General features: G+C 72.4%; 11 protein-coding genes. 3 read left to right on the top strand and 8 right to left on the bottom strand.

From position 1 onward, the window contains the following. Nucleotides 1–124 precede the first annotated feature (124 nt). The 3 genes from O7595_RS21815 to O7595_RS21805 form a co-directional block, all read right to left on the bottom strand. Nucleotides 125–1,732, bottom strand: coding sequence for a vWA domain-containing protein (locus O7595_RS21815; protein WP_269730331.1), 1,608 nt, complete (start codon nucleotides 1,730–1,732; stop codon nucleotides 125–127). A 175-nt stretch (nucleotides 1,733–1,907) separates the two neighbouring features. Next, nucleotides 1,908–2,801, bottom strand: a complete 894-nt coding sequence (locus tag O7595_RS21810; protein ID WP_269730330.1) for an ABC transporter permease — start codon at nucleotides 2,799–2,801, stop codon at nucleotides 1,908–1,910. After that, complete coding sequence (locus tag O7595_RS21805) at nucleotides 2,798–5,626, bottom strand: alpha/beta fold hydrolase (protein WP_269730329.1); 2,829 nt, start codon at nucleotides 5,624–5,626, stop codon at nucleotides 2,798–2,800. Before O7595_RS21805 ends, O7595_RS21810 begins: the two co-directional genes overlap by 4 nt. 536 nt (nucleotides 5,627–6,162) lie before the next feature. On the opposite strand from O7595_RS21805, the gene O7595_RS21800 reads away from it, so the two are divergent. Both O7595_RS21800 and O7595_RS21795 read left to right on the top strand, forming a co-directional pair. Continuing rightward, on the top strand, nucleotides 6,163–7,332 hold the full coding sequence (locus O7595_RS21800) for a S8 family peptidase (RefSeq protein ID WP_269732573.1): 1,170 nt from the start codon (nucleotides 6,163–6,165) through the stop codon (nucleotides 7,330–7,332). Between the two features lie 582 nt (nucleotides 7,333–7,914). Beyond that, nucleotides 7,915–9,384, top strand: coding sequence for an MFS transporter (locus O7595_RS21795; RefSeq protein WP_269730328.1), 1,470 nt, complete (start codon nucleotides 7,915–7,917; stop codon nucleotides 9,382–9,384). A 523-nt stretch (nucleotides 9,385–9,907) separates the two neighbouring features. On the opposite strand, the gene O7595_RS21790 is transcribed toward O7595_RS21795, so the two are convergent. Genes O7595_RS21790 through iolC form a run of 5 tightly spaced genes read right to left on the bottom strand, consistent with a single transcriptional unit; the run spans nucleotide 9,908 to nucleotide 16,148 of the window. Continuing rightward, nucleotides 9,908–11,410: a CoA-acylating methylmalonate-semialdehyde dehydrogenase gene (locus tag O7595_RS21790; RefSeq protein WP_269730327.1), complete on the bottom strand. Its 1,503-nt coding sequence runs from the start codon at nucleotides 11,408–11,410 to the stop codon at nucleotides 9,908–9,910. 23 nt (nucleotides 11,411–11,433) lie between these two features. Next, complete coding sequence (gene iolD / locus O7595_RS21785) at nucleotides 11,434–13,341, bottom strand: 3D-(3,5/4)-trihydroxycyclohexane-1,2-dione acylhydrolase (decyclizing) (RefSeq protein ID WP_269730326.1); 1,908 nt, start codon at nucleotides 13,339–13,341, stop codon at nucleotides 11,434–11,436. Then, nucleotides 13,338–14,162 (bottom strand): 5-deoxy-glucuronate isomerase, encoded by an 825-nt coding sequence (gene iolB, locus O7595_RS21780; protein ID WP_269730325.1) that lies wholly within the window; start codon nucleotides 14,160–14,162, stop codon nucleotides 13,338–13,340. The genes iolD and iolB overlap by 4 nt, the downstream gene beginning before the upstream one ends. A gap of 16 nt (nucleotides 14,163–14,178) precedes the next feature. Continuing rightward, entirely contained in the window at nucleotides 14,179–15,069 is an 891-nt protein-coding gene (locus tag O7595_RS21775; RefSeq protein WP_269730324.1) for a Cgl0159 family (beta/alpha)8-fold protein, read from the bottom strand. Further along, nucleotides 15,066–16,148, bottom strand: a complete 1,083-nt coding sequence (iolC, locus tag O7595_RS21770; RefSeq protein WP_269730323.1) for a 5-dehydro-2-deoxygluconokinase — start codon at nucleotides 16,146–16,148, stop codon at nucleotides 15,066–15,068. Before iolC ends, O7595_RS21775 begins: the two co-directional genes overlap by 4 nt. Before the next feature lie 130 nt (nucleotides 16,149–16,278). On the opposite strand from iolC, the gene O7595_RS21765 reads away from it, so the two are divergent. Beyond that, nucleotides 16,279–17,190, top strand: a complete 912-nt coding sequence (locus tag O7595_RS21765; RefSeq protein ID WP_269730322.1) for a sugar phosphate isomerase/epimerase family protein — start codon at nucleotides 16,279–16,281, stop codon at nucleotides 17,188–17,190. Nucleotides 17,191–17,215 lie beyond the last annotated feature (25 nt).

Genomic DNA, 17,215 nt, shown 5'->3' with positions numbered 1-17,215 from the left:
CATCATGACCCGAACGACCATGCGCCGCAGCCCACTTGTGGGGTCGGGGGAGGCGAGCGGCGACAGCCGGCGGGCCGGACCGGGTGACCTTCGCCACCCGGTCCGGCCCCGCGCCTGCCAGTCCTCAGCCCAGCAACTCGTCCGCGCTGCGGATCGACTCGGCGAGCCGGCGCACGGAGGCGTCCTCCGTGCGGCTCGCCAGTCCTGCCACGCGTTCCGCAAGGACACCCAGCCGGGGCGCGCCGGGGGTCTCCGCACCCCGCAGCCGCTGGGCGAAGTACGCGGCCGCGGCGCTGACCTGGAGGCGTGGCGGGGTGCCGCGCGACCACAGATCGCCGGTGAGTCCGGCCGCCTCGACGGTGCCTGTCGCCTCGTGCGGCGCCCGGGTGCGCGGGTCGAGCCAGCGTACGGTCGCCGTGGCGACGCGACCGGAGGCGCCTTCCTTCAGCCGCACCGCGTACAGCGCCGTGACCGCGTGGCCGGGGCCGACCTCGCCACCGTCCACCCGGTCGTCGCGGAAGTCCTCGTTCTCGACGTGCCGGTTCTCGTATCCGACGAGGCGGAACTCCCGGACCGCCCCGGGGTCGAAGGCGACCTGTGCCTTGGCGTCACGGGCGCGCAGTTCCAGGTGGGCGGGGAGCTGGTCGACGAAGACCTTCCGGGCCTGGGCGGGGGTGGAGACGTACGTCGTGTGTCCGTCACCGCGGTTGGTGAGGCGCTCCATGAGCTGGTCGCCGTACTCGCTGCCGACCCCGACGCCGAAGAGCGTGATGCCGAACTCCTTCCGGGCCCTCGCGATCCGCTCCAGGATGGCGTCCGCCTCGGTCTCGCCGGTGTTGGCGAGCGCGTCGGAGAGGAGCACGACGCGGTTGTTGGCGCCGCGCCTGCGGCCCTCGACGGCGACGTCGTAACCGGTGCTGACGCCCGCTTCCACATTGGTGGAGTCGGTCGGCTCCAGGGTGGCGACGACCTCGTGGACCCGGTCGCGGTTGCCGTCGAGGCGGGTCATCGGAAGCCGGGTCTCCGCCTCGTCGCTGAAGGTCACCAGGGCGATGGAGTCGTCGTCGCGGAGCTGGTCGGTGAGGATGCCCAGGGATTCCTTGACCAGGTCGAGCCGGCCCGGCTCGGCCATCGACCCGGAGATGTCGACGACGAACGTCAGCGCGGCCGGGGGCCGCTCGGCGGTCCTGCTCGACGGGCGCGTGGCCAGTCCGACCCGCATCAGCGACCAGTCCCCGCCCTCCCCGCTCTCCACCCGCGCACCGTCCACGGTCACCGAGAAACCGTCGCCTTCGGGCCGCGGATAGTCCTGGCGGAAGCTGTTGACGAACTCCTCGGGCCGCACCGAGCCGGGTTCCGGCAGCCGGCCGCCGGCGAGGGCCCGGCGGGCGTAGCCGTAGGAGGCCGTGTCCACGTCCAGGGCGAAGGTGGACACGAGGTCCGGCGCGGGGACCGCGTCGCGCTTCTCCCCGCCCTGCGTTCCGTCCGCCCCGGCGTCCCGGTCGCCCTCGGCGGCACGACCGCCGCCGTCGGGTGCCATCGGCGCCGGAACGCCGTCCGCGCCGTACCGGCCGCCGTCCGCCGAGGAGCGGTCGGCCTGCGCCCCCGCGCCGCACCCGGTCAGCAGCACGGCCCCGGCGAGAAGCGCCGCCAGTGCCGCCCTCGTGGTACGGGCAGGTGCCCCTGACTCCGTCGAAGATTCCGTCGGTCGCGTCCTCGTCCAGGCCGTCATGCTCCGCCCCCTGAAATCGTCGGCACTTGTGAATGTGACGTCCGGGGCGGTCCGACGGATCAGACGAACGCGTTGCGGATGGGTCTCGATGCGGCAACGGCCGCCCGTGGTCGGACGGTTGCCGCGGTGGACGCACAGGGCGTCCCGCCCCGCACGGAACGGGCGGCCGGGCCGCTCAGGACACGATGTCCTTGCGGGCGAACCCGCGGAAGGCGAGGGCGATCAGCACCACGGCGAAGGTCACGGAGACCGCCGTGCCCTTCAGCATCCCGCCCCATTCGAGCTGGGGCTGGAGGGCGTCCGCCCAGGCGAACTGCCAGTGCGCCGGCAGGAAGTCGCGCCACGAACCGAGCGCCGTCACGGCGTCCAGGACGTTCCCGATGATCGTCAGCCCGACCGCGCCACCGACCGCTCCCAGCGGTGCGTCGGTCTTGGTGGACAGCCAGAACGCGAGTCCGGCGGTGACCAGTTGGGAGACGAAGATGTACGCGACGACCAGCGCGAGCCTGGGCAGCGTGTCGGCCGTCGCCAGCGATCCGCCGGTCGGCAGCCGCAGGGGCCCCCAGCCGTACGCCACGGTCCCCACCGCCAGACCGACCAACGGCAGCAGAAGCATGGCCGCCGCACTGAACCCCAGCGCGACCGCCAGTTTCGACCACAGCAGCCGGGACCGGGGGACGGGAGCCGCCAGCAGATACCGCAGGGACGACCAGCTCGCCTCGGACGCCACGGTGTCGCCGCAGAACAGCGCGACCGGCACCACCAGCAGGAACCCTGCCGACACGAACAGGCAGGTGGCCGCGAAGTTGGCGCCCGAAGCGGTCGCCGTGTCCATCAGGTTGATCCGGCCGCCGCCGTCGCCGCGCTCGTCGGGTGAGCCGCCGATCGCGAAGGCCACGATCAGCACGAACGGCAGCGCCGCCAGGATCGCGCCCATCACGAGCGTCCGCCGCCGCTTCAGCTGACGCACCGCTTCGACGCGCAGCGGCAGGGTGCGCCGTGCCCGGTAGCCGGGCGCGGTCGGCACGCTCGCCGCGCGGGTGCCGGGCCGCACGGGGGTGGTGCTCATGCGGATGCTCCTCCGATCAGGGTGAGGAACGCGTCCTCCAGTCGACGGTGCGGCCCGACTCCGGTCACCGGCACGTCCAGCCGGACGAGTTCGGCGACCAGGGCTGCGGCGCTCGCACCGTCGAGGCGGACCAGCACGCCGCCGCCTCCGTCGGCGCGGACGGCGGATCCGACCCCCGGCAGTGCGGCGATCTTCTCCACGAGCGGTGCCGACGGTTCCTCGGCCGTCGTCACCAGCAGGGTGTCGCCGGCGCCGGTGATGTCGGCGACGGGGCCCGCCTGCACCAGGCGGCCGCGGTCCATGACGACGAGATGCGTGCAGGACTGCTCGACCTCCGAGAGGAGGTGGCTGGAGACGATGACGGTCCGGCCTCCGGCCGCGTACCGGATCATCACGTCCCGCATCTCGCGGATCTGCGGCGGGTCCAGTCCGTTGGTGGGTTCGTCCAGGATGAGCAGATCCGGCAGTCCGAGCATGGCCTGCGCGATGGCGAGGCGCTGCCGCATGCCCTGCGAGTAGGTGCGGACCGCGCGGGCGAGGGCGTCGCCGAGGCCCGCGATCTCCAGGGCCTCCTCCACGTGGGAGTCCTCGGCGGGGCGGCCGGTGGCCCGCCAGTACAGCTCCAGGTTCTCCCGGCCGGACAGATGCGGCAGGAAGCCCGCGCCCTCGACGAAGGCGCCGACCCGGGAGAGGACGGGAGCCCCGGGCCTGACGGCGTGTCCGAAGACCCTGATCTCGCCGTCGTCGGGGGTGATGAGTCCCATCAGCATGCGGAGCGTGGTGGTCTTTCCGGCGCCGTTCGGGCCGAGGAGCCCGAGCACCTGGCCCTTCTCGACGCGGAAGGAGAGGTCCCGCACCGCGTACCGGTCGGACGACCCGGCGTACCGCTTGGTGAGTGCGGTGATCTGCAGCGGTACGTCGGCGAGTCCGGGGTCGGGGGCGGGCGCCGTGGTCCGGCGGTGCGCGGTGAGCAGCAGAACCGCCGCGATCGACGCGCCCGCCGCGGGGAGGCCCCACACCCACCAGGGCGTACCGGCCGCCTGAGTGGTGACTCCGGGTGCGGTGGGCACGCTCAGGGGCCCGGCGGGGGTGACGGAGTACGCCGCCGGGGCGGCGGGTGAGGCGTGGGCGAGGTCGGTGGCCGCGAGCACGAGCCGGAGGCGGTGGCCGGCCTCGACCTCGTGGTCCACCGCGGGGAGCGTCAGTTCGACGGTCCGGCCGGCCTCGGCGTCCTCGATCCGGACCGGGGCGACGAGCTGAGCGGGGAGCACCTGCTGCCGGCCGTCCGGGCCGACGTCGTAGACCTTGCCGAAGAGGACCGCTTCCCCGCTGTCCGAGCCGACCTTCACCCGGACGGTGGGCGAGCCGGTGATCCGGGTACGGCGGTCGAGCGGCGCCGAGTCGAAGCGGGCGTGCTGTCCGGGGAAGTCGAGCGAGAGGCCGACGCCGAGCGAGGAGAACCGCGAGAGCCCACCGCCCAGTCCGGGCACCGTGGAGATCCCCGGCGGGTTGGCCCCCGCGGGGTTCCGGAAGGTCTGCGTCCCGCCGACCAGTCCGAACTCGCGGCGTCCCGCTCCCAGGCCCGGGTACGCATCGGCCGCGGCTCCGCGCAGGGTCGCCCGTCCGTCGGTGGAGTCGACGCCGCCGGTTCGGCTGACGCGGAACACGGGGCCGGTGTGGACGGCCTTGTCGCCGTTCAGGTAGCGGTCGAACCAGGCGGAGATCCGTCCGTGGACCCGTGCCGTCTCCAGGTCGCCGCCGTCGTGTCCGCCGGCGATCCAGTCGACGGCGACGGGCGCGCCGTTGCCGGCGATCGCCTCGGCCATGGCGTCGGCGTGGGAGAGCGGGAAGAGCGAGTCGGACTGTCCCTGGACGATGAGCGCGGGGACCTTGATCCGGTCGGCCACCGCGGACGGACTGCGGGCCTCCAGCAGAGTCCGGGCCTCGGCGTCGGGCCTGCCGCTGGTCGCGACTCGCTCGTACATGGCGCACAGGGCGGGCGCGAAACGTCCGCAGGCCGCGGCGGACCGCCCGGCTGAGGCGCGGCCGTCGTCACGGCCCGTGGCGCCGGGCCGCGTCGGCGCTCCGGTGCCCGCACCCGTGCCGGCTTCGCCGTCCTGGGCCCTGCCGTTGCCCGCTCCGGCCCCGGCGGGATCCGCGGGCTGTTCGCCGGCGTCGGGAACGAGCCCCGACCCGCCGGCCGAACCGGCCGTGAAGAACATGCCCGCCCAGAGCTTCTTGAAGACGCCGTCCGGAAAGAGCGCGTCGGCGAGGTTCCAGTACGTGATCTGCGGAGCGATGGCGTCGACCCTGCGGTCGTGGCCCGCCGCGAGCAGGGCGACGGCGCCTCCGTAGGACACCCCGGTGACCCCGACGCGGGGGTCGCCCTCGGCGTCCAGCTCCACCTCCGGTCGCCCGGCGAGCCAGTCGATCAGTCGTGAGACGTCCTTGACCTCGTGCTCGGGGTCGTTGAGCCCGATAACGCCGGTGGACTTGCCGAAGCCGCGCGCGGACCAGGTCATGACGGCGTAGCCGTCCCTCGCCAGCGCCTCCGCCTGCTGCCGTACGGAGTCCTTGCTGCTGCCGAAGCCGTGTCCGATCAGCACCGCGGGCCTGCGGCCGCCCCCGGAGGTGAAGTACGAGGTGTCGATCCTCGCGCCCGGCACGGTCAGCACCCGGTCCTCGCGGTGCACGGCGGGCTCGTCGTCCGAGGCCGCGGCTGTCCAGGTGCCCGCACCCGCGAGCACGGCGAAGGCGGCGACGGCCGCGAGCCATCGGCCTCGGCGCCGGGTCAGCACGGCTCGTCCGGGGAGTCGGATCCTCATGCCCGAAACCATAAGCGGACGGCCGGCCCGGCTGCCGCTGCCGCCGGTCGGAACTCCATGACCTCCTCCGGTAGTACCGGCCGCCCCCGCCGTACACCAGCCGCGGTACGCGGAACCCGGGGGCGGGTGTGCGAACGGCCCCGGCGCGCGTGCGTGCCGGGGCGCTGAACGCCACGCACCAGGTGGGCGCAACGAGCCGGGCGGTCTCCAGCCGGGGCCCGGGGACGTCCTGAGCGGAGTGGATTCGCCGTCTTCGACCGGCACTTCACGGCATGCCACTTCCGACTGTTTCATCCCGGTACGTGATGGGGCCGCACATGCCCGTGTGCGCCGTGCAGATGTCGCCGATGTCCGCCAAATTGCCCATGCCACCAGGGCTTTTGCTCCAACCCATCGGTAACAACCCCTTGTGTGCCGCACCACCTCACGAGACGCTGTGCCGGCATCCGCACCGCCGCGCGGATGCTTGTCGTGTTCCGATCAAAGAGAGAGGTCAGGTGCACGAGATGAGATTCACTGCCCGCCGCTCCATACGCATGGGCGCGCTGCTCTCCGCAGCCGTCGTCGCGGCCGGTCTCCAGTTCGCCGTCACCCCCACAGCGCACAGTGCGCCGCTCGGCGATCTCCGTCTCGCCCCCACTGCAACCGCCGTACAGAACAGCTGGATCGTCGTCCTGAAGGACGGCAGCACACGCGTCTCCGAATTCGCCGCCGACGAGGATGTGACCCCCAAGCACGTCTTCCGGTCGGCGCTGAACGGCTTCTCCGCCTCCATGTCCAAGGCCGAGGCCGAAAGGGTCGCCGGCGACCCGCGGGTCGCGTACGTGGAGCAGAACAGCGTCATCCGCCTCAACGAGACCCAGCCGAACGCGACCTGGGGCCTGGACCGCGTGGACCAGCGCGGTCTGCCGCTGTCGTCGACGTACACGTACAACGCGACGGCGGCGAACGTGAGCGCGTACATCATCGACACCGGCATCCGCACCTCGCACGGCGAGTTCGGCGGCCGGGCGAGCGTCGGCACGGACACCGTCGGCGACGGCCGGAACGGCCAGGACTGCCAGGGCCACGGCACGCATGTCGCCGGCACCGTGGGCGGCAGGACGTACGGGGTCGCCAAGGGCGTCAGCCTGATCGCGGTGCGCGTCCTGGGCTGCGACGGCTCCGGTACGACCGCGGGCGTCATCGCGGGCGTCGACTGGGTGACGGCGAACGCGTCCAAGCCGGCCGTGGCCAACATGAGCCTCGGTGGCAGCGCCAGCGCCGCCCTGGACAACGCGGTGAAGCGGTCCATCGCCTCGGGTGTCAGCTACTCGATCGCGGCGGGCAACGGCATCCTCATCGGCATCCCCGTGAACGCGTGCAACTACTCGCCCGCCCGCGTCCCCGAGGCCATCACGGTCGGCGCGACGGACAGGACGGACCGGCGGGCTTCGTTCTCCAACTACGGGTCGTGCCTCGACCTGTTCGCCCCCGGCGTGGACATCACCTCCGCGTGGAAGGACAGCGACAGCGCGACGAACACCATCTCCGGTACGTCGATGGCCACCCCGCACACCGCGGGTGTCGCCGCGCTCCACTTGGCGAACAACCCCACGGCGTCCCCGGCACAGGTCCGCGACGCCCTCGTGAACAACGCGACCAGCGGCAAGGTCACGGATCCGCGCTCGGGGTCCCCGAACAAGCTGCTGCACTCGCTGTTCTGATCCCGGCGGCCCGGCCGGGACCAACGGCCCCGTCCGGCATCCCGACCAGGGCGGTCCCCGCCGCTACGGCGACGGCTCGGGCCGTGCCGGAGCAGCGGCCGTGAGATGCCCGAGGAGCCCCTCCCCTCCGGGGTGGGCCCGCTCCTCGGGCATCAGCCGTCGTACGGCTTCGAGATCCCCGCGGCCACCCGGGCGTGGCACTCGTGCGCGAGCGTGGTCACGCCGTCGATGCGCCCGGTCCGCTCGTCCGCGAACCGGGCCGACACCTTCCCGGCGCGTCCCGGTCGCAGCGAGCGATACGGCAGGGCCTCCGACCGCAGCGGAACGTCGGCCGGGGGAACGACGGCGTGATCCGCGGCGAGCGACGCTCACGGCCGCCTCGGCCGGGGGCCTTCCACCCCTCGCACGGCTTCCGGTCCGACCCCGGACGGCCGGAGCGGCACACCAACACATGCGCGAAGTACGCGGCATTCTCCGAAATGCGGAGCAAATACGGCCGAACACCACCCGTGTCTTGCATAGTGAACACTCCACGACACGGGTCAATCGGACCAGCCGTCTTCGCCCGTACCCGGCTGGCCCGTGTTCACAGCCGCACGGGAGAACGCCATGGACTCCGGTCAGCCGCACGGGAAGCGTCGTACCGGCAAGACCGCCCCGCACCCGCACGAATCCGGCTCCCGGCCATCGCGTCCCAGGCTGACGCTGATCGCCTCCTCGCTGTGCATCTTCGTCGTGCAGCTCGACTTCCTGGCGCTGAACCTGGCCCTGCCCCAGATGGCCTCGGACCTGGGCACGACCACCACGGACCTCCAATGGGTGATCAGCGGCTACATGCTGGCGCTGGCCGCCGCACTGATCCCGGGCGGCAGACTCGGGGACATCGTCGGCCGCAGGCGGATGCTGATCATCGGCCTCGTCGTCTTCTCCCTGTGCTCACTCGGTGCCGGTCTCGCCTCCACCCCCGAAGCCGTGATCGTGATGCGGATCGCCCAAGGCACCGGAGCGGGGGTGCTGTTCCCGCTCGCCATCGCCGTGATCACCGACGCCTATCCACCCGACCGGACGATGCGGGCCATCGGGAACGCCTACGGAGTGGGGGCCCTGGCCCTCGCCCTCGGTCCCGTGTTCGGCGGCGGGGTGACGGAGCTGCTGAGCTGGCGAGTGGTGCTCTTCGTCAACGTCCCCGTGGGTGCTGCGGCCATCGCGGTGGTCGTCGCCGGGGTACGCGAGTCGCGTGACACCACGGTGCCCCGCTCGATCGACCTGCCGGGCCTGGTCATGGTGACCCTGGGCATCGCTCTCGTGACGCTCACGGTGGACCGTCTGCGAGCCTGGCCCGCCGGAGTCACGGTGGGTGTCGCGGCGACCGGGGTGCTGCTCCTGGCCGGGTTCGTACTGCGGGAGCGGGTGGCGCGCTGGCCGCTGGTCGCGCTCGACCTCTTCCGCAACAAGCCCTTCGTGGTCATCACGCTGATGGCGACCGTCGCGAACATCTCCTTCGTCCTGGCCATGTACGGCGTCACGATCTATCTGCAGCAGGCCGCCGGGCACACGCCGCTCGCGGCCGGAATGATCTTCTTGGCCGCATCCGTCGCCGCGGGCGTGGCGGCGCCGCTCTCCGGGCGGCTCGGCGAGCGCTTCGACGTGCCGCGGACGATGGGCGTCATGACCCTGGTCGGGGCGCTCGGCCTCTTCCTCGTGTCGCTCGGCGGCGGCTTCCGGTCCTACGTTCCCGGTCTCGCGCTGACCGGATTCGGATACGGCATGGGGTGGACGATGGGAAGCAGCGGCACCCAGGCCGTCGTCCCCTCCGAACGGGCCGGTCAGGCCTCCGGCGTGGAACTCGCCATCGTCATCGGGGTCGCCGGCATGTGTGTGGCCGCCGGCGCGACCCTGATCGAAGTCCGCACCAGCAGTGTCGGTCTTGCCGAGGCGATCGACGGCGTACTCCGGTGGATCGCGATCGGCAGCGCCGTCGCCGCGGCCGCCCTGGGCCTCGTAGCCGCCCGCGTGACGCCGTCGGAGCACGGTCGCGGGCCCCGCGTGTGAGGTCGTGCCGCGGTTGCTGCGAGGGCGGCCCCTCAACCGTCCGGCCCGCCGCGAGGCGATCGGCACCCCGGCACGCCCTGCCGGTCGGAGTCCGGCGTCGACGGGCATGTCGAGGAAGGCCTCATGGGGGCACCCTACGAACGCGGCGGGGCGACGCTCGTCCTCCGATCCCGCTTCCAGGCGGGGCCGGGGACCGGTCTCCCGTGCGGCGGGCACGCCGATCGCAGGGGCGGTACGCCTGGTGGACGGTGCACATGGTCTCGGTGTGAGGTGCCCGTATCCGGTGCGCGGATGGGTCATGGCGCTCGAACGGCACCTGCGAGCCGAGGCAACGCCCATGGTTTCCCCCGGGCGCCTTCGGAACGCTGGACGCGCGAAGTCCGCTTCCACGCAGGCGAACCCCCGCGCGGGCCCGCCGAAAGCCATCCGGCCCGTGACGCCGCAGGCGGCCCGCACGGGTGAGGGTTCCGCACGGGCCGCGTGGCGTCACGGGCCGGATGGCGCCGAGGTTCGGCGCGGGCCGTCAGTGGTTGCGCGGGAAGCCGAGGTCGACGCCGCCGTGGGGCTCGGAGGGGTCCGGCCAGCGGGTCGTGACGACCTTGCCGCGGGTGTAGAACTGCACGCCGTCGTTGCCGTAGACGTGCAGGTCGCCGAAGAGCGAGTCCTTCCAGCCGCCGAACGAGTGGTAGCCCACCGGGACCGGGATCGGCACGTTCACGCCGACCATGCCCGCCTGCACCTCCAACTGGAAGCGCCGGGCGGCGCCGCCGTCGCGGGTGAAGATCGCCGTGCCGTTGCCGAACGGCGAGGCGTTGATGAGCGCGAGGCCCTCCTCGTAGGTGTCGGCGCGCAGCACGCACAGGACGGGGCCGAAGATCTCGTCCCGGTACGCGTCGGAGTCGGTGGACACCTTGTCCAGGAGCGACAGCCCGATCCAGTGCCCGTCCTCGTAGCCGTCGACGGTGTGGCCCGTGCCGTCGAGGACGACCTCGGCACCCTGACCCGCGGCGCCGTGGACGTACGAGGCGACCTTGTCACGGTGCGCCTTGGTGATCAGCGGACCCATCTCCGACGTCGGGTCGTTGCCCGGGCCGATCTTGATCTTCTCGGCCCGCTCGCGGATCTTGTCGACGAGCTCGTCGCCGACCGCGCCGACGGCCACGACCGCGGAGATCGCCATGCAGCGCTCGCCCGCGGAGCCGTAGGCGGCCGACACGGCGGCGTCGGCGGCCGCGTCCAGGTCGGCGTCCGGCAGGACGAGCATGTGGTTCTTGGCACCGCCGAGCGCCTGTACGCGCTTGCCGTTCGCCGAGGCGGTGGTGTGGATGTGACGGGCGATCGGTGTGGAGCCGACGAAGGAGATCGCCGAGACGTCCGGATGCTCCAGGAGCCGGTCGACGGCCGCCTTGTCGCCCTGGACGACGTTGAAGACTCCGTCCGGCAGACCCGCCTCGGCAAGCAGCTCGGCGATCTTCAGCGCCGGGGACGGGTCCTTCTCACTGGGCTTGAGGACGAAGGTGTTGCCGCAGGCGATGGCGAGCGGGAACATCCACATCGGCACCATCGCGGGGAAGTTGAAGGGCGTGATGCCGACCACGACACCCACGGGCTGGCGGATCGCCGCCACGTCAACCCGGTTCGAGACCTGGGTCGACAGCTCCCCCTTGAGCTGGGTGGTGATACCGCAGGCCAGGTCGACGATCTCGAGACCACGGGCCACCTCGCCGAGCGCGTCCGAGTGGACCTTGCCGTGCTCCGCGGTGATCAGCTCGGCGATCGCGTCGCGGTTGGCGTCGAGCAGCGCGCGGAAGCGGAAGAGGATCGAGGTCCGCTGGGCCAGGGAGGAGGTGCCCCAGGTCTCGAAGGCGGCCTTGGCCGAGGCGACGGCGCTGTCGACCTCGTCGACGGACGCGAGCGCGACCCGCGTGGTCACGGCACCGGTCGCCGGGTCGGTGACCGGTCCCCAGGTGCCGGACGCGCCCTCGACGGTCTTGCCACCGATCCAGTGGTTGACGGTCTTCGTCATGACGGAAAGCTCCTTCGGGTCCCTCAGAGATGGCGGCGCCGGGCTGCGACCTGCCGGTCGTACTCCTCCCGGGCCTTGACCGCCGACGGCCGGGTCGCGGTCTCGGCCACAGGAACATCCCACCACGCCTGTGCCGGGGGTGCGCCCGACACAGTGTCTGCCGTTTCGGTCTCGACGTAGACACATGTGGGGCGGTCCGCCGCACGGGCCTCGGCAAGGGCTTCGCGCAGGTCACGCACAGTCCTGGCGCGGATGACCCGCATCCCGAGGGAGGCGGCGTTGGCGGCGAGGTCGACCGGGAGGGGCTCTCCCGTGTACGCGCCTCCCCCGGGCCCTCCCGACCCGCCGGCCTGCGACGCCCCCGGCTCCCGGTGGCGGTAGGCGGTGCCGAACCGCTCGGAGCCGACCGCCTCGGAGAGTCCGCCGATCGACGCGTACCCGTGGTTCTGCAGGACGACCACCTTGATCGGGACGTTCTCCTGGACCGCTGTGACGATTTCGGTGGGATTCATCAGATACGTCCCGTCTCCGACGAGTGCCCACACGGGCCGCCCGGGAGCGGCCATCGCCACCCCGATGGCCGCCGGGATCTCGTAACCCATGCACGAGTAGCCGTACTCCACGTGGTACTGGTCGCGGGAGCGCGTCCGCCACAGTTTGTGGAGGTCGCCCGGGAGCGAGCCGGCCGCGTTGATCACGATGTCGTCACCGGTGACCAGGCCGTCGAGGGCGCCGAGGACCTGGGTCTGGGTGGGGCGGCCGTCCTCGTCGGGCGCCTCGTACGCGGCGCCGACCCGACGCTCCCAGCGCTCCTTGCCGTCCGCGTACTCCGTCTCGTAGCCGTGTTCGACATGGTGTCCGCGCAGAGCCTCGGTCAGGGCCTCCAGTCCGGTTCTGGCGTCCGCGACGAGCGGGAGCGCGGCGAGCTTGTGGGCGTCGAAGCCGGTGATGTTGAGGTTGAGGAAGCGGACACCGGGGCGGCCGAAGAGTGTCGCCGAGGCGGTCGTGAAGTCGGTGTAGCGGGTGCCGACACCGATGACCAGGTCGGCCGTCCCCGCGAGTTCGTCGGCGACGGCGGTGCCGGTGTGGCCGATGCCGCCGACGTCCGCCGGGTGGTCGTACGGGAGTGAGCCCTTCCCGGCCTGTGTCGAGGCGACGGGGATCCCGGTGGCCTCGGCGAAGGTCCGCAGGGCACCCTCCGCCCTGCTGTGGTGCACTCCCCCGCCCGCGACGACCAGGGGCCGCCGCGCGGACCGTACGGCGCGGACCGCCGCGGAGAGCTCCTCCGGATCCGGCTGAGGCCGACGCACGTGCCAGACGCGCTCGGCGAAGAACTCCTCCGGCCAGTCGTACGCCTCCGCCTGCACGTCCTGGGGCAGCGCGAGCGTGACCGCTCCGGTCGCAGCCGGGTCGGTGAGGACCCGCGCCGCGGCGAGCGCCGCCGGGATCAGCGCCTCGGGACGGGTGATCCGGTCGAAGTAGGCCGACACCGGGCGGAGGCAGTCGTTGACCGACACATCGCCCGCGTACGGGACCTCCAGCTGCTGGAGGACGGGGTCTGCGGGGCGGGTCGCGAAGGTGTCGCCGGGGAGGAGCAGGACCGGCAGCCGGTTGACGGTGGCGAGAGCGGCCCCGGTCACGAGGTTGGTGGCGCCCGGGCCGATGGAGGTCGTGACTGCGTGCGTGGACAGGCGGTTGGACTGGCGGGCGTGACCGACGGCCGCGTGCACCATCGCCTGCTCGTTGCGCCCCTGGACGAAGGGCAGGTCCTCGGACTCGAGGAGGGCCTGGCCGATTCCGGCCACGTTGCCGTGGCCGAAGATGCCCCACATGGCTCCCACGAGCCGCTGCCTGCGGCCGTCGCGCTCGGTGTGCTGGCGGGCCAGGAACCGCACCAGCGCCTGGGCGACGGTCAGCCTCGGTCCGCTCATCGGTAGCCCTCCGTGTGGTCGGGGTGGAAGCAGATCCGCCAGGCGCGCTCCGGCCCGGGGCCGGCCATGACGTTCAGGTAGTACATGCCGTGGCCGGGAGCGGCGATGGAGGGGCCGTGCCAGCCGTCCGGGACGAGGACGGCGTCACCGCTGCGGACCTCGGCGAGCAGATCCGTGCCCCCGGGACGGGACGGCGAGATCCGCTGGTAGCCGAAGCCGTGCTCGCCCTCGATCTCGAAGTAGTAGATCTCCTCGAGTTCCGTCTCCTCGCCGGGACGGTGCTCGTCGTGCTTGTGCGGCGGGTACGAGGACCAGTTGCCTCCCGGGGTCAGCACCTCGACGGCGATGAGGCGGTCGCAGTCGAAGGTGCCGGCGGCGGCGAAGTTGTGCACACGGCGGGCGCAGGTGCCCGAACCGCGGTCCTCGACCGGGACCTCCGGCGCGGGGCCGCGGCGAGCGGGGAGTCGTCGCTCGCACCTCGCTCCTGCCAGGGCGAAGCGGCCTCCCGCGCCGGAGGCGATCAGTGCCCGGGCGTCGCGCGGGACGTACGCGAAGTCGGTGACTCCGGCGAACACGTTCTCTCTGCCCCGCAGTTCCATGGTCGTGCCCTCGGTCCGCACCGAGCACCCGCCCACCAGCGGCAGCACGATCCACTCGCTGTCGCCGGTCTCCAGCAGGTGGGAGGCACCGGGGGCCAGCTCCAGGATCCGCAGCGCGGAGTACCCCCAGCCGGCGCTCCCGGGATCGATGTCGAGCGTGTACGGCCCGCCGGCCGCGGTCCCGGCCCGCAGATGCCGTTCTGGTGTGTCCCTGTGATCCATGAGTTCTCCGTACCCCCTAGAGCAGGCCCACGGCCGTGTCGACCGCCGCCGGAACGTCGCCGTCGACCGGATAGAGCAGTGAACGGCCCACCACCAGTCCCTGGACCGTGGGGAGCTGCAGCGCTCCGCGCCATTTCTCGTACGCCGCCGCCTGCCCGCCCGCGGTGTCGCCCACGTCGCCGCCGAGCAGCACAGCGGGGAGCGTCGAGGTCTCCATCACCCGTGCCATGTCGTCCGGGTTCTCCGTGACGGGGACCTTCAGCCAGGTGTACGCCGAGGTGCCGGCGAGGCCGGAGGCAATGGCTATGGAACGGGTGACCGCCTCGGCGGAGAGATCGTTGCGCAGCACCCCGTCGACGCGGCGGCATATGAACGGCTCGACGAAGACCGGCAGCCGGCGGGCGGCCATCTCGTCGATGGCGCGCGCGGTGGAGTGCAGGGTGGCGAGGGAGCCGGGGTCGTCGTAGTCGATGCGGAGGAGCAGCTTGCCCGCGTCGAAGCCGAGGCGCGCCAGGTCCTCGGCGCGGTAGCCGGTGAACCTGTCGTCCAGCTCGAAGGCGGCCCCGGCGAGACCGCCGCGGTTCATCGATCCCATGACGACCTTGTCGTCGAGTGCCCCGAGCAGGAGGAGGTCCTCCAGGATGTCGGCGGTGGCGAGAACGCCGTCCACGCCGGGGCGTTCGAGCGCGGTGCACAGACGCTCCAGGAGCCCCAGCCGGTTGGCCATCGCGTACCGCTGGTCGCCGACGGCGAGCGCGCCGCGGGCGGGGTGGTCGGCCGCGACGATCATCAGTCGGCCGCTGCTGCCGACGAGGGCCCGCCGTCGGCGGCGGGCCGCCGCCTCGGCCACGGCCTCCGGGTGGCGGACCCTGATCCTGACGAGGTCGCTGAGGGCGACGCGGGTCACGACGCCGCCCCGGGCGCCGCCGCGGTTCCGGGACCGCCGTCCGTGCCGGGCCGGGGCCCGGGATCCGCCCCGGGCCCGGGATCCGCCCCGGGGCCGGGGGCCGCCTCGGGAGCCGGTGCGTGGCCGTCGAGAAGGGCGTCCACCTCCGCGGCGTAGGGCATGGCCGACGAACAGGCGAGGCGGGCGGCGACGATCGCCCCCGCGGCGTTGGCGAACCGCATCACCCGCTCCAACTCCCAGCCGGCGAGGAGTCCGTGGACCATCGCCCCACCGAACGCGTCGCCCGCGCCGAGTCCGTTGACGACGTCGACCTTCACCGGCGGCCCTTCCGCGACCGTGCCGTCGTCGTGCACGGCCAGCACGCCCTTGGGGCCCTGTTTGACCACGGCCAACTCGACCCCGCCGGCGAGCAGCGCACGGGCGGCGGCGTACGGTTCGCGCTCCCCGGTGGCGATCTCGCACTCCTCGAGATTGCCCACGGCGACGGTGGCGCGGGCGAGCGCCTTCGCGTAGTACGGCCGGGCCCCGTCCGCCGCCGTAGCGGTGGGGCTGTCCCAGAACATGGGCCGCCAGTCCAGGTCGAAGACGGTCGTCCCGGACTTCGCCCGGTGCTCGAGCGCGGCGAGCGTGGCCTCCCTGCTGGGCTGCGCGCACAGGCCGGTGCCGGTCACCCAGAAGACCCGCGCCGCACCGATGGCGTCCATGTCCAGCTCGTCGGCGCGCAGTTCGAGGTCGGGTGCCTTGGGCTGCCGGTAGAAGTACAGGGGGAAGTCGTCCGGCGGGAAGATCTCGCAGAACGTCACGGGGGTCGGCAGCCCCGGCACCGCGGTCACCCAGCGGTCGTCGACCCGGAACTCCCGGAGCGCCTGATGGAGATAGTCCCCGAAGGCGTCCTGGCCGGTACGGGTGACGACAGCGGCGCGCCGGCCGAGGCGGGCCGCGGCGACCGCCACGTTCGCGGCGGAGCCCCCGAGGAACTTCCCGAAGGTGTCGACCTGCGCCAGCGGGACCCCGGACCGAAGGGGATAGAGGTCCACTCCGATCCGGCCCATCGTGATGACGTCGTACGGCTGAGGCATACGTGTCCCTTCGGTTCCACGCCCGGCTGTCCCCTGGTCTAGCCCGCTTCCCTGAGCACTGTCAACATTTTGTCCTTACATTCGGACGAAAGCTTGACACCTTTCTCCGGCGGCCGGAAAGCTGGCCGCCATGACCTCCTCCGCAGCCTCGTTCAACCGCATCCGGATCGGGTCGGCCCCTGACTCCTGGGGCGTGTGGTTCCCCGACGATCCCCGTCAAGTCCCCTGGCGGCGTTTCCTCGACGAGGTGGCACGGGCCGGATACGAATGGATCGAACTCGGCCCGTACGGCTACCTCCCCACCGACCCCGCGCGGCTCACCGAGGAGACCTCGTCCCGCGGGCTGAAGGTCTCGGCCGGCACCGTCTTCACCGGACTGCATCACGGCCCGGCCGTCTGGGAGAAGACCTGGTCCCATGTCGCCGGCATCGCCGCCCTCACCCGCGCCATGGGCGCGGACCACCTCGTCGTCATCCCGTCCTTCTGGCGCGACGACAGGACCGGCGAGGTACTGGAGGACCGGACCCTCACGCCCGAACAATGGCACCACCTCACCACCCAGACCGAACGCCTGGGGCAGGAGGTGGGAGACCGCTTCGGACTGAGGATCGTGGTCCACCCCCACGCGGACACCCACATCGACAGCGAGGAGAACGTCAGCCGCTTCCTCGACGCGACCGACGCCGACCTGGTCTCGCTCTGCCTGGACACGGGCCACTACGCCTACTGCGGCGGCGACAGCGTCAAGCTCATCGAGACCTACGGCGAGCGGATCGGCTACCTCCACCTCAAGCAGGTGGACCCCGAGATCCTCGCCGAAGTCGTCGCGAACGAGGTGCCGTTCGGTCCCGCGGTGGCGCGCGGGGTCATGTGCGAACCGCCGGCCGGAGTGCCGGCGCTGGAGCCGGTACTGGCCGCGGCCCAGCGTCTCGACGCCGAGCTCTTCGCCATCGTCGAGCAGGACATGTACCCCTGCCCGCCGGAGAAGCCGTTCCCCATCGCCGAACGCACCCGGCGCTTCCTCCGGTCCTGCGGCGCCTGAACCCCTGTTCCCTCCGCCTCTTCAC

Origin of the sequence: Streptomyces sp. WMMC940, assembly GCF_027460265.1 — a bacterium.
Taxonomy (GTDB): domain Bacteria; phylum Actinomycetota; class Actinomycetes; order Streptomycetales; family Streptomycetaceae; genus Streptomyces.
Note: the sequence above shows the minus strand (reverse complement) of the source record. Positions and strands in the feature narration are given on the sequence as shown.